The organism is Modestobacter sp. NPDC049651, from assembly GCF_040659695.1.
In the GTDB taxonomy this organism is placed as follows: domain Bacteria; phylum Actinomycetota; class Actinomycetes; order Mycobacteriales; family Geodermatophilaceae; genus Modestobacter.
On the sequence record NZ_JBFAOG010000002.1, the window covers coordinates 436711 to 449351 of the forward strand.

The 12641-nt window shown below is 75.7% G+C and carries 11 protein-coding genes; 6 read left to right on the top strand and 5 right to left on the bottom strand.

All coding sequences use genetic code 11. The features are described from left to right. Positions 1 to 23: 23 nt before the first annotated feature. A complete protein-coding gene (locus tag AB0J00_RS05385) occupies positions 24 to 725 on the bottom strand; it encodes an IclR family transcriptional regulator (RefSeq protein ID WP_357741222.1) in 702 nt (233 codons plus the stop codon). Between the two features lie 85 nt (positions 726 to 810). Here AB0J00_RS05385 and leuC point away from each other — a divergent pair, with 85 nt between their 5' ends. Continuing rightward, positions 811 to 2235: a 3-isopropylmalate dehydratase large subunit gene (gene leuC / locus AB0J00_RS05390; RefSeq protein ID WP_357741225.1), complete on the top strand. Its 1425-nt coding sequence runs from the start codon at positions 811 to 813 to the stop codon at positions 2233 to 2235. Positions 2236 to 2240: 5 nt separating this feature from the next. Next, positions 2241 to 2840, top strand: a complete 600-nt coding sequence (gene leuD, locus AB0J00_RS05395; protein WP_357741228.1) for a 3-isopropylmalate dehydratase small subunit — start codon at positions 2241 to 2243, stop codon at positions 2838 to 2840. 105 nt (positions 2841 to 2945) lie between these two features. Here the strand turns inward: leuD and AB0J00_RS05400 are convergent, their stop codons facing one another. Genes AB0J00_RS05400 through cofC form a run of 4 tightly spaced genes read right to left on the bottom strand, consistent with a single transcriptional unit; the run spans position 2946 to position 7970 of the window. Then, positions 2946 to 3869 (bottom strand): NUDIX domain-containing protein, encoded by a 924-nt coding sequence (locus AB0J00_RS05400; protein WP_357741231.1) that lies wholly within the window; start codon positions 3867 to 3869, stop codon positions 2946 to 2948. Beyond that, positions 3853 to 5925, bottom strand: a complete 2073-nt coding sequence (locus tag AB0J00_RS05405) for an RNA degradosome polyphosphate kinase (protein ID WP_357741234.1) — start codon at positions 5923 to 5925, stop codon at positions 3853 to 3855. The genes AB0J00_RS05400 and AB0J00_RS05405 overlap by 17 nt, the downstream gene beginning before the upstream one ends. A gap of 36 nt (positions 5926 to 5961) precedes the next feature. Further along, entirely contained in the window at positions 5962 to 7350 is a 1389-nt protein-coding gene (locus AB0J00_RS05410) for an MFS transporter (protein WP_357741236.1), read from the bottom strand. Further along, positions 7347 to 7970: a 2-phospho-L-lactate guanylyltransferase gene (gene cofC, locus AB0J00_RS05415; protein ID WP_357741239.1), complete on the bottom strand. Its 624-nt coding sequence runs from the start codon at positions 7968 to 7970 to the stop codon at positions 7347 to 7349. The genes AB0J00_RS05410 and cofC overlap by 4 nt, the downstream gene beginning before the upstream one ends. A gap of 69 nt (positions 7971 to 8039) precedes the next feature. Between cofC and AB0J00_RS05420 the strand changes: the two genes are divergently transcribed. From AB0J00_RS05420 to AB0J00_RS05435, 4 genes are all read left to right on the top strand, one after another. Beyond that, complete coding sequence (locus AB0J00_RS05420) at positions 8040 to 9461, top strand: serine hydrolase domain-containing protein (protein ID WP_357741242.1); 1422 nt, start codon at positions 8040 to 8042, stop codon at positions 9459 to 9461. 176 nt (positions 9462 to 9637) lie between these two features. Then, on the top strand, positions 9638 to 10414 hold the full coding sequence (locus AB0J00_RS05425; protein ID WP_357741245.1) for a lysophospholipid acyltransferase family protein: 777 nt from the start codon (positions 9638 to 9640) through the stop codon (positions 10412 to 10414). After that, positions 10411 to 11406: an NAD(P)H-dependent glycerol-3-phosphate dehydrogenase gene (locus AB0J00_RS05430; RefSeq protein ID WP_357741247.1), complete on the top strand. Its 996-nt coding sequence runs from the start codon at positions 10411 to 10413 to the stop codon at positions 11404 to 11406. Before AB0J00_RS05425 ends, AB0J00_RS05430 begins: the two co-directional genes overlap by 4 nt. 42 nt (positions 11407 to 11448) lie before the next feature. Beyond that, positions 11449 to 12627: a cystathionine gamma-lyase gene (locus tag AB0J00_RS05435; RefSeq protein WP_357741250.1), complete on the top strand. Its 1179-nt coding sequence runs from the start codon at positions 11449 to 11451 to the stop codon at positions 12625 to 12627. Positions 12628 to 12641 lie beyond the last annotated feature (14 nt).

The window sequence follows — 12641 nt, forward strand, 5'->3', positions numbered from 1 at the left end:
GTTCGTTCAGCGGGCGGGCTCGTTCAGCGGGCGGCGCGGGAGATCGCGACGGCGGCCTCGAGGACGGCGGTGACCACCTCGGGGCTGGGCCGGCGGCCGAGCCGCTCGACCGGGCCGGAGATCGAGACGGCGCCGAGCACGCCGCCGGCCGGGTCGCGCACCGGGGCGGACAGCGACGCCACCCCCGGCTCGCGCTCGGCGACGCTGTGCGCCCAGCCGCGCCGCCGGACGTCGAGCAGCGTGCGGGCGGTGAAGCTGGCCGCCGGCAGCAGCGGCGTGACCTCCTCCGCCGGGGCGAACGCCAGCAGCGCGTGCGCCGCGGAGCCCGCGGTCATCGGCAGCCGGGCACCCACCGGCACGGTGTCGCGCAGGCCGCTGACCCGCTCGGCCGCGGCGATGCAGACCCGGCTGGCGCCGTCGCGCACGTAGAACTGCGCGCTCTCGCCGCTGGCGTCGCGCAGCGCGACCAGGTGCCGGCCGGCCAGGTCGCCGAGGTCGGCACCGCCGCGCCCGAGCTCCGCGAGCGCCGGACCTGGTGCCCAGGCGCCCGCGGCCGTGCGGCGGACCAGGCGGTGGCCCTCCAGCGCGGTGGCCAGCCGGTGCGCGGTCGCGCGCGGCAGGCCGGTGCGGTTCACCAGCTCGGCGAGGCTGGCCGGCTCGTCGGCGACGGCACGGAGGATGGCGACCGCTTTGTCCAAGACGGCAACGGGGTTAGGCTGTCCCACGCAGCAATACTGGCATCCCAGCATGTGAGACGGCAAGCTCCATGCCGGGAACGCCCGTCGAGAACCGTCCCCGAGGAGGAGAGCCGTGGGCACGACCCTGGCCCAGAAGGTCTACGAGCAGCACGTCGTCCGCCGCACCGCCGGTGAGCCCGACCTCCTCTACATCGACCTGCACCTCGTGCACGAGGTGACCAGCCCGCAGGCGTTCGACGGGCTGCGCGCGGCCGGCCGCAGGGTCCGCCGTCCCGACCTGACGATGGCGACCGAGGACCACAACGTCCCGACCCTGGACATCCTCAGCCCCATCGCCGACCCGGTCAGCCGGGCGCAGGTCGACGCGCTGCGCCGCAACGCCGCCGAGTTCGGCATCCGGCTGGCCCCGATGGGCGACCGCGACCAGGGCATCGTGCACGTCATCGGCCCGCAGTTGGGGCTCACCCAGCCGGGCATGACGATCGTGTGCGGCGACAGCCACACCTCCACGCACGGGGCGTTCGGCGCGCTGGCGTTCGGCATCGGCACCAGCGAGGTCGAGCACGTGCTGGCCACCCAGACGCTGCCGCAGTACCCGGCCAAGCAGATGGCGGTCACCGTCGACGGCGAGCTGCCGCCGGGCGTGAGCGCGAAGGACGTCATCCTGGCGGTCATCGCCGAGATCGGCACCGGCGGCGGGCAGGGCCACGTCATCGAGTACCGCGGCAGCGCGATCGAGGCGCTGTCGATGGAGGCCCGGATGACGATCTGCAACATGTCGATCGAGGCGGGCGCCAAGGCCGGGCTGATCGCCCCGGACGACACCACGTTCGCCTTCCTGGCGGGCCGCCCGCACGCCCCGCAGGGTGCCGACTGGGACGCCGCCGTCGAGCAGTGGCGCACGCTGCGCACCGACGACGACGCCGTGTTCGACCGCGAGGTGCACATCGACGCCGCGTCGCTGACCCCCTACGTCACCTGGGGCACCAACCCGGGCCAGGGGCTGCCGATCGGTGAGCGGGTGCCCGACCCGGCCGACTTCGCCGACGAGTCCGACCGCGAGGCCGCCGAGCAGGCGCTGGCCTACATGGGCCTGACCGCCGGCACCCCGCTGCGGGAGATCAAGGTCGACACGGTGTTCCTCGGGTCGTGCACCAACGGCCGGATCGAGGACCTCCGGGTCGCCGCCGCGATGCTGCGCGGCAAGCGGATCGACCCGGACACCCGGATGCTCGTCGTCCCCGGCTCGGTGGGCGTGAAGAGCCAGGCCGAGGCCGAGGGCCTGGACCAGGTGTTCCTCGACGCCGGTGCCGAGTGGCGGGGCGCGGGCTGCTCGATGTGCCTGGGCATGAACCCCGACCAGCTGAAGCCGGGGGAGCGGTCGGCGTCGACGAGCAACCGGAACTTCCAGGGCCGGCAGGGCAAGGGCGGGCGCACCCACCTGGTGTCGCCGGCCGTCGCCGCGGCCACCGCGCTGACCGGCAAGCTCACCGCCCCCGCCGACCTGTCCGACGCCCCCGCGACCGCTGGAGTCTGAGCCCGATGGACGCCTTCACCACCCACACCGGCACCGCGGCGCCGCTGCGGCGCAGCAACGTCGACACCGACCAGATCATCCCGGCCGAGTACCTCAAGCGGATCACCCGCACCGGGTTCGAGGACGGGCTGTTCATCGCCTGGCGCACCAACGAGCCCGACTTCGTGCTCAACCGGCCGGAGTACGCGAACGCCTCGATCCTGGTCGCGGGCCCCGACTTCGGCACCGGCTCGTCGCGCGAGCACGCCAACTGGGCGCTGCTGGACGGCGGCTTCCGGGTGGTCATCAGCTCCCGGTTCGCCGACATCTTCCGCAACAACTCGACGAAGTCCGGCCTGCTGACCGTGATCCTCCCGCAGGACCAGGTCGAGGCGCTGCAGACCGCGATCGAGGCCGACCCGGCGCTGCCGGTGACCGTCGACCTGCAGGCGAGGACGGTCTCCTACGGCGGCACGGTGGTGCCGTTCGAGATCGACGACTACGTGCGGTGGCGGCTGCTCGAGGGCCTGGACGACGTCGGGCTCACCGAGCGGCACCTGGACGACATCGAGGCGTTCGAGGCGCAGCGCCCGTCCTGGAAGCCGCAGGCCCTCCCCGCTCGCTGACCTCTGCCCGCAGCTGTTGACCAGGTGACCTGATCACAGGCCGTCCCCCCGCACCAACGCCGGTGCGGGGGGACGGTCGTTGCTGCGGGGGGACGGCCCCCGGGCTCACCTCGGCTCGGCGGCGAAGTCCCGGTAGTAGTCGGCGACCAGCGCGCCCGGGCGGCCGGCGAGGGCCCACACGCTGCCCTTGGCCGACGGCGGCCACAGCGCACCGGCGGTGCCGGCCCAGCGGACGCCGAGGCTCATCAGCACCGACGGGATCGCCCCGCCCTGGCTGCAGACCACCGTGGGCCCGGCGTCCCGGCCGTCGGCGAGCAGCCGGTCGACCAGCGCGAGCCCGGCCTGCGGGTCGTCGCCGTAGGCGTCCTCGCCGAGCTCCGGCGCCGCACCCAGGGGCAGCCCGGTGGCCGCGGCGAGCGGCTCGAGGGTCTCCCGGCAGCGCACCGGCGGGGCGGCGAGCAGCCGGGACGGCGCGAACAGCGGCAGCACCGCGCGCAGCCGGAGCGCCTCGCGGCGGCCCTGGGAGTCCAGCGGCCGCTCGTCGTCGGACCCGTCCCAGTCCGACCGGCTGCCGGCCGAGGCGTGCCGCACCAGCAGCAGCCGCGGCATGCGGGGGACGTCGGTGCGGCCCAGGTCGCCGATCACCGCCCGGTCGTGCTCGTGGGTGACCAGCGCGGACGCCGCCTCGAGCGGCAGCCAGCGCAGCTCGTCGACCTCGTCGTTGGGCGTGAACGAGCCGCCGACCGCCTGCATCACCCAGTAGTCGACCCGCTTGGGCCCCTGCCGGGTCGGGTAGCGGGTCTGCACGCTGCGCCGGCCGACGACGACCTGCAGGCCGGTCTCCTCGTCGACCTCCCGCACGGCGGCGCTCAACGGGTGCTCGCCGTCGTCGAGCTTCCCCTTGGGCAGCGACCAGTCGTCGTACCTCGGCCGGTGCACCAGCGCGGTCATCAGCTCGCCGTCCGGGCCGGTCCGCCAGAGCGCCCCGCCGGCGGCGGGCACGACCCGTTGCTCAGGCAGCGTGCTCACCCCGGCCGGCCACCAGCTCCTCCTGGTAGTCGCGCTCGCCGGTGCGGGTCCAGCTGCCGTCGGCGGCCAGCTGCCAGCTGCGCACGTCGGGCGCCATGCCGTCGCGGAAGATCCGGTCCAGCTCGCGCTGGGCGCCGGCGTCCCCGACCCGCAGCAGCACCTCCACCCGCCGGTCCAGGTTCCGGTGCATGAGGTCGGAGCTGCCGATCCACCACTCCGGCGACCCGCCGTTGGTGAAGCACACCGCCCGCGAGTGCTCCAGGAACCGGCCGACGATCGACCGCACCCGGATGTTCTCGCTCAGCCCCGGCACCCCCGGCCGCAGCGCGCAGATGCCGCGGATCAGCAGCTCCACCTCGACGCCGGCCCGCGAGGCCTCGTAGAGGGCGTCGATGAGCTGCTCGTCGACCAGCGAGTTCACCTTGATCCGGATGCCGGCCGGGCGGCCCTCGGCGGCGTTGCGGGCCTCGCGGCGGATCCGCTCGACCAGGCCGGTGCGGATGCCGTTGGGCGCCACGAGCATCGTGCGGTACGTGGTCTGCCGGCTGTAGCCGGTCAGGGTGTTGAACAGGTCGGTGAGGTCGGCGCCCACCCGCGGGTCGGCGGTCAGGATGCCGAGGTCCTCGTAGATGCGCGCCGTCTTCGGGTTGTAGTTGCCCGTGCCGACGTGGCAGTAGCGGCGGATCAGGCCGCCCTCGCGGCGCACCACCAGCGCCGTCTTGCAGTGGGTCTTCAGCCCGACCAGCCCGTAGACGACGTGGCAGCCGGCCCGCTCCAGCGAGCGCGCCCAGCTGATGTTGGCCTCCTCGTCGAACCGCGCCTTGATCTCGACCAGGACGACGACCTGCTTGCCCGCCTCCGCGGCCTCGATGAGCGCGTTGACGATCGGCGAGTCACCCGAGGTCCGGTAGAGCGTCTGCTTGATGGCGAGCACGTTCGGGTCGGCGGCGGCCTGCTCGATGAACCGCTGCACGCTGGTCGCGAACGAGTCGTACGGGTGGTGCACCAGCACGTCGCCCTCGCGCAGCGTGGCGAACACGCTCTTGGGCGTCTCGCCCTCGGAGAGGCGCGGGTGGGTGGCCGGCACGAACGGCTCGTCCTTGAGCTCGGGCCGGTCGCAGTCGTACAGCGACATCAGCGCCGACAGGTCGAGCAGGCCGGGCACCGACACGACGTCGGAGGCGCTGATCTCCAGCTCGGACACCAGGACGTCGAGGATCTGCGGGTCGATCGACTCGGCGACCTCCAGCCGCACCGCGGGGCCGAACCGGCGCCGGGCCAGCTCCCGCTCCAGCGCCTGCAGCAGGTCCTCGTCGCGGTCCTCCTCGACCTCCAGGTCGGCGTTGCGGGTGACCCGGAACAGGTGGTGGTCGAGCACGTCCAGGCCGGGGAAGAGCATCGGCAGGTGGGCCGCGATGAGGTCCTCGAGCGGGAGGAACACCGACTCGTCCGGGCCGCCCTCGACCGGCACGAACCGCGGCATGTTCGAGGGCACCTTCAGCCGGGCGAACCGCGGCGTCCCGCTCTCCGGGTCGCGCACCGAGACGGCGAGGTTCAGCGACAGCCCGCTGATGTAGGGGAACGGGTGCGCCGGGTCGACCGCCAGCGGGGTGAGCACCGGGAACACCTGGTCGCGGAAGTGCTCGCGCAGCCGCGCGGTCTCGCCGTCGTCGACCTGGTCCCAGTGCACGATGCGGATGCCGGCGGCCTCCAGCCGGGGGACGACGTCCTTGTCGAAGACGTTGCCGTGCCGGTGCACCAGCTGCTGGGTGCGCTCGGTGACGCGGGCCAGCTGCTCGCGGATGGTGAGGCCGTCGGGGGAGCGCACGGACAGGCCGGTGCTCAGCCGCCGCTTCAGCCCGGCGATGCGGACCATGAAGAACTCGTCGAGGTTGCTGGCGAAGATCGACAGGAACTTGACCCGCTCCAGCAGGGGCAGGGTCTCGTCCTCGGCGAGCTCGAGCACCCGGGCGTTGAAGTCGAGCCAGGACAGCTCGCGGTTGAGGAAGCGGTCGGCGGGCAGCGTCGTCTCGCTGCTCGGGGTCTCTCGGGGCACCCGCGCATGGTGCCCCAGCAAGGTGAACGGCGAACGTCAGCGCCGGCCGGTCACCGCCGCGCCCGCGGTGCGCGGCAGGCGGGCGGCCGCGACCACCGGCACCAGCAGCACGGCGGCCAGCGCGGCGAAGGCCACCCGGTAGGCGTCCCCGCCCTCGCCCACCAGCCCGCCGGCGCGCACCAGCAGCGCGCCCAGGGCCACCCCGAGCCCGCCGCCGAGCTCCTGCAGCGTCGAGAACAGCGTGTTCGCCGAGGTCAGCCGGTCCGGCCCGACGTCGGCGAACGCGACGGTGTTGTAGGCGGTGAACCCGATCGACCGCGCGACCCCGCTCGCGGCGAGCACCACGACGAGCACGGGCACCGCCGTCGACGCGTCGAAGGCGGCCATCGCGGCCAGGCAGGCGATCGAGCCGGCGAGCGCGCCCAGCAGCACGCCCCGGATGCCGAAACGGCGCAGCAGCGGGGTGGTGGCGGGCTTGATCCCGACGTTGCCGAGGAACAGCGGCACCAGCGCCAGCCCCGCGGCCGCCGCGGACCAGCCCGCCACCAGCTGGAGGAACAGCGGCACCAGGAACGGGACGGCGGTGATCACCGCGCGGAAGACCGAGCCGCTGGCCACCGTCAGCCGGTAGGTGGCCACCCGCAGCACGCGCAGGTCCAGCAGCGGCCGGGGCGCCCGCAGCAGGTGCCGGGCGGCCAGCGCCAGCACGGCAGCGGCGGCGGCGAGGGCGGGCGCCCACACGGCGGCGGAGGGCGTGGCCGACCCGACGTCGGTCAGGCCGACGACCAGCGCGCCGACCCCGACGGCGGTGAGCGCGAAGCCGCGCGCGTCCAGCGGTGCCGCGTCGGCCGCCCGGACGTCGGGCACCAGCCGCCGCGCCGCCGCCCAGGCGAGCACGCCCAGCGGCAGGTTGAGCACGAAAACCCAACGCCAGCTCGCGTAGCTGGCCAGCACCCCGCCGAGGGCCGGCGCGACCACGGGCGCCAGCAGCGAGGGCCAGGTCAGCCAGGCGACCGCCCGGATCAGGTCCGACTTCGCGGTGCCGCGGAGCACCGCCGCCCGGCCGACCGGCACCATCATCGCGCCGCCGATCCCCTGCACGACCCGGGTCGCGGTGAGCACGGCCAGGCTCGGCGCGAGCGCGCACCCGGCCGAGGCGACGGTGAAGACCGCCACCGCGGCGCCGAAGACCCGGCGCGCGCCGTACCGGTCGGCGAGCCAGCCGCTGACCGGGACGAGGACCGCCAGGGTGAGCACGTAGGCGGTGACCAACCCGCCGACCGACAGCGCGGGCACGCCGAGGTCGCGGGCGAGGGCCGGGGCCGCGGGGGCGATGACCGTCGCGTCCAGGTTGCTCATGAACAGCGCGCCGGCCACCAGCAGCGCGAGCCGCCGGTCGACGCTCCCCGGTGCCGGGGTGCTCACGCGAGCAACCGGGCGGCCAGGGCGGCGGTCCGCGGGCCCAACCCCAGCACGGCCGCCGCGGCCAGGTCGGCGGCGGTGTCGACGTCGCGGCGCAGGCCCGGCCAGCCGCCGTCCAGCGGCACCGCCCCGGACGCCGCGTGCGCGGCCGCCGAGCCGCGGCCGAACCGCGGGTCGAGGTCGCCGCCGGTGACGGCCAGCAGCGTCGTCCCGGTGCCCTCGGCGTCGGCGACGAAGCTGCGGGGGTGCCCGGCGGCCCGGTCCAGCGCCGCGGTCAGCTCGGCCGTGCGCAGGGCGGCCAGGTCCGACGACAGCGCCGCCACCCGGGCCGCGCCGGTGCTGCGGGCCCCGTGGGCCAGCGCCGGGTTGAGGCCGGCGTCCGGCTCGTCGGGCACCGTCCGCGCGCCGAGCGCGGTGACCACCGCGGCCGCCCGCGGGTCGTCGGTGACCACGACCAGACCGGCCACCGCGGGGCTGGCCACCGCGGCGGCGACGGTGTCGGCCAGCAGCGCGAGCACCAGCTCGGCGTGCGGCAGCCCCGGCGCCGCGTCGGTCAGCGGGGTGAGCCGGGACTTGGCCTGGGCGAGCACCTTCGCCGGCACCACGACCGCCCACCCCGACACCGGGTCATGTGAGCACACCGCGGTGGACGAGGATCGCAGTCCCCCCTCCACCGAGCCCCGGGAGCGTCCGTGCCGCCCACCCCGCCCGATCCCGCCGCCGTCGCCGAGGTGGCCGCCGCGGCGGCGCCGTACCTGGAGAGCTGGCTGGAGCTGCAGCGCCGGCGCGGCCGGGTGCCCGGCGTGCAGGCCGCGGTGCGGGTGGGCGACCGGCTGGTGCTGTCGACCGCCCTCGGCGTCGCCGACGTGACCTCCGGGGAGCCGCTGACCACCGGGCACCTGTTCCGGATCGCGTCGCACTCCAAGACGTTCACCGCCGTGGCGGTGCTGCAGCTCGTGGAGGCCGGCCGGATGCGGCTGGACGACCCGATCGCCCGCTGGGTGCCCGAGGTGCCCGCGCCGCTGGCCGCGGTCACGGTCCGCGAGCTGCTCGGCCACCAGGGCGGCGTCGTCCGCGACGGCCGGGACAACGACCACTGGCAGCTGCTGCACGCCTTCCCGGACGCCGACGAGCTGCTGGAGCTGGCCGGCGACGGCGGCGCGGTGTTCGGCCGCAACGAGCACTTCAAGTACTCCAACATCGGCTACTCGCTGCTGGGCCTGGCGATCGAGGCGGTCACCGGCACCGGGTACGGGGCGCACGTGCAGGTCGCCGTCGTCGACCGCCTGGGGCTCAGCGACACCGGGCCGGAGCTCGACCCGGCCCGGGCCGGCGAGTACGCGGCCGGGCACACCGGCCTGCTGGACGGCGAGGACGCCCGGCTGACGATCCCGCACGTCGACACCCGGGCGATGGCGGCGGCCACCGGCTTCCACTCCACCGCCGAGGACCTCACCCGGTTCGGCGCCGCGCACGTCCGCGGCGACGAGCGGCTCCTCACCGAGGGCAGCAAGCGGCTGATGCAGCGCGCCGAGAGCGAGATCAGCGCGCACGGCGAGGAGGTGCGCCGCTACGGGCTCGGGCTGGACCTGCTGCGGCTGCGCGAGCGGCAGCTGGTCGGCCACAGCGGCGGCTACCCCGGGCACATCACCCGCACCTGGGTCGACCCGGTCGGCCAGGTGGTGGTCAGCGTGCTCACCAACGCGATCGACGGCCCGGCCGACGTGCTGGCCCGCGGTCTGCTCGCGCTGCTCGACCTGGCGCTCGACGCGCCGTCCCCGGCGGCCGACCCGGCCGGGGAACTGGCCCGGTACACCGGCCGGTTCGCCAACCTGTGGGGAGTGCTGGACGTCGTCGAGCTCGGCGGCCGGCTGGTCCTGCTGCACCCGGCGTCCCCGGCGCCGACCGAGGGGTACGTGGAGCTCACCGTCGAGCGGCCGGACGTGCTGCGGCAGGAGGCGGTGGCCGGGTTCGGCTCGGCGGGAGAGACCGTGGAGTACGACCGGGCCGCCGACGGCCGGGTGACCGCCGTCCGGTTCGGCGGGATCACGGCCTGGCCGGTGGAGGAGTTCCGCGCGCGGCGCGCGGGTCAGGTGGCCGCGCCGGGCGCGTGACCGGGGGCGCCTGCTGGCCGGCGCGGGCGGCCAGGCACGATCATGAGCTGGCTCACCCCGGCGCGGGCGGGCGACGGTCGAGGAAGAGGTGCGGGGTGGCGCGAGACGGGCACGGGCCGGCAGCGGCCGGCACGGCGGGGTCCCGGCGGCCACCGCACTGGCAGACCCGGCGGCCGGTGCCGTGGGCCCTGTGGCTGTGCGTGGTGTTCATCTACCCGGTCACGCTCCTCGTGTTCCGCACCCGGTACCGCAACGCCGACCGGATCCCGCCGACCGGCGGCGTGCTGGTGGTGGCCAACCACGTGTCGGTGCTGGACCCGCTGGCCTGCGCCCGGCTGCTGTGGGACAGCGGCCGGTCGCCGCACTTCCTGGCCAAGGCCTCGATCTTCAAGGGGTTCGTCGGGTTCGTGCTGCGCGGCGCCGGCCAGATCCCGGTGTCGCGGGGCACCAGCGCCGCCCGCTCCTCGCTGTCCGAGGCCCAGCAGGCGCTGACCGACGGGCACGCGGTGGTCATCTACCCCGAGGGCTCGGTGACCCGCGACCCCGACTGGTGGCCGATGCAGGCGCAGACCGGGGTGGCGCGGCTCGCGCTCACCACCGACGCCGTCGTGCTGCCGGTCGCCCAGTGGGGGCCGCAGCGGATCCACGACTACCACGCGAAGAAGCTGCACCCGCGGCTGCGCACCCGCTCGGAGTACCTGGTCGGCGAGCCGGTCGACCTGTCCGCGCTGCGGGCCGAGGTGCGCGCCGGGCGGCCGCTCACCGGCGACCTGCTGCGCGAGGTGACCGACCTGCTGATGACCCAGGTGCGCAGCCAGCTGGGCGAGCTGCGCGGCGAGGAGCCCCCGGCGGCCTTCCACCCGCGGCCGGGCCGGCCCGCACCCGGCACCGACCGTCCCGGCGACCTCGTCGGCGAGCGGCCCGGCGACTTCCCCGAGGACGGCGCCGCGTGACCCGCGCCGCGGTCCTGGGGGCCGGCAACTGGGGCACCACCTTCGCCAAGGTGCTCGCCGACGCCGGCAGCGACGTCGTCCTGCACGCCCGCCGCACCGACCTGGTCGAGGGCATCACCGCGACCCGGGAGAACGCCGAGTACCTGCCGGGCATCCGGCTGCCGGAGCCGGTGCGGGCCACCACCGACGCGGCCGAGGCGCTGGACGGCGCGGACGTCGTCGTGCTCGCCGTCCCGTCGCAGACGCTGCGCGGCAACCTGGAGACCTGGGCGCCGCTGCTGCCCGCCGGCGCCTCGCTGCTGTCGCTGATGAAGGGCGTGGAGCTCGGCACGACCAAGCGGATGAGCGAGGTCATCTGCGAGGTCACCGGCGCCGGCGCGGACCGGGTGGCGGCGCTGTCGGGCCCCAACCTGGCCCGGGAGATCGCCGAGGAGCAGCCGTCGGCGACGGTGATCGCCTGCGCCGACACGGCCCGCGCGGCGGCGCTGCAGGCCGCGTGCCACACCCGCTACTTCCGCCCGTACACCAACCCGGACCTGATCGGCTGCGAGCTGGGCGGGGCGGTGAAGAACGTGATCGCGCTGGCCTGCGGCATCGCCGAGGGTCTCGGCTACGGCGACAACACCCGCGCCTCGCTGATCACCCGCGGCCTGGCCGAGACCGCGCGGCTGGGGGCGGCGCTGGGCGCGGAGCCGGCCACGTTCGCCGGCCTCGCCGGGCTCGGTGACCTGGTGGCCACCTGCTCCTCGCCGCTGTCGCGCAACCGGACGTTCGGCGAGCGGCTGGGCCGCGGCATGTCGCTGGCCGACGTGCTGGCCACCACCCGGCAGGTCGCCGAGGGCGTGAAGACCTGCGAGTCGGTGCTGGACCTGGCCCGCGCGCACGGCGTCGACGTGCCGATCACCGAGGCCGTGGTGCGGGTCTGCCACGAGGGCGAGTCACCGGCCCGGATGGTGCGCGAGATGATGGCGCGCGAAGCCAAGCCCGAGTAGCCGTCCCGCGCCGGGCCCCGGATCCACGAGAGGCCCGCACGCGTGAGCAGCCCCGACCCCCAGGCCCAGCACCTCGACCTCCAGCAGCTCGGCGACGGCACCCGGCTGGTGCACGCCGGCGACGAGCCGGCCGTCCCGGGCGCCCCGTTGCGCCCCTCGCCGGTCTTCGCCGCCCCGTACCACCTGGGCGACCAGGCCCCCGGCTGGCAGGGCGCCGACGGGTACGCCCGGCCGGACAACCCGACGCTGCGGGTGTTCGAGCGGGCCGTCGGCGAGCTGGACGGCGGCGACTGCCTGTCCTTCGCCACCGGCATGGCGGCGATCAGCTCCGCCGTCCTCGCGCTGGTGCGGCCCGGCGACCGGGTCGTGCTGCCCTCGGACGGCTACTACGCCACCCGGGTGCTGGCCCGCGAGGAGCTCGAGCGGCTCGACGTCCGGGTCGAGCTGGTGCCCACCCTGCAGATCGAGGACGTCGCCGCGCGGGGTGACCTCGAGGGCGCCCGGCTGGTGCTGCTGGAGACCCCGAGCAACCCGCAGCTGGACATCTGCGACATCGCCGCCGTCGCCCGGGCCACCCAGGCCGCCGGGGCGGTGCTGGCCGTGGACAACACCACGGCCTCGCCGATCGGGCAGCGCCCGCTGGCGCTGGGCGCCGACCTGACCGTCGGCTCGGACACCAAGGCGCTGACCGGGCACAGCGACGTCCTGCTCGGGCACGTGAGCTCGGCCCGCACCGACCGGGGGCGCGAGCTGCGCACCCGGATCGCGGCCTGGCGGAAGACGACCGGCAACACGCCCGGGGTGTTCGAGGCGTGGCTGGCGCACCGGTCGATGGGCACGCTGGACCTCCGGCTGGCCCGTCAGGCGGCCAACGCGGCGGCGGTCGCCGAGCTGCTGGCCGCGCACCCGGCGGTCACCGGCGTCCGCTGGCCCTGGCGGGCGCAGGACCCCTCGTTCGCGCTCGCGCAGCGGCAGATGCTGCGCCCCAACGGCGTGGTCTCCGCCGAGCTCGCCGACGAGGCCGCCGCGGCGCAGCTCGTGCGCGGCAGCCGGCTGATCGCCGCCGCGACCAGCTTCGGCGGCATCCACACCACCGTCGACCGGCGCGCGCAGTGGGGCGGGGACGCCGTCCCCGGGGGCTTCGTGCGCTTCTCCTGCGGTATCGAGGACACCGCCGACCTCGTCGCCGACCTCACCGGGGCGCTGGACTCCCTCACCTGAGCTCCCGGCGGACT

Excerpts from the sequence above, each read along its gene's own strand:
- leuD (WP_357741228.1), top strand. The coding sequence starts at position 2,241 with ATGGACGCCTTCACCACCCACACCGGCACCGCGGCGCCGCTGCGGCGC.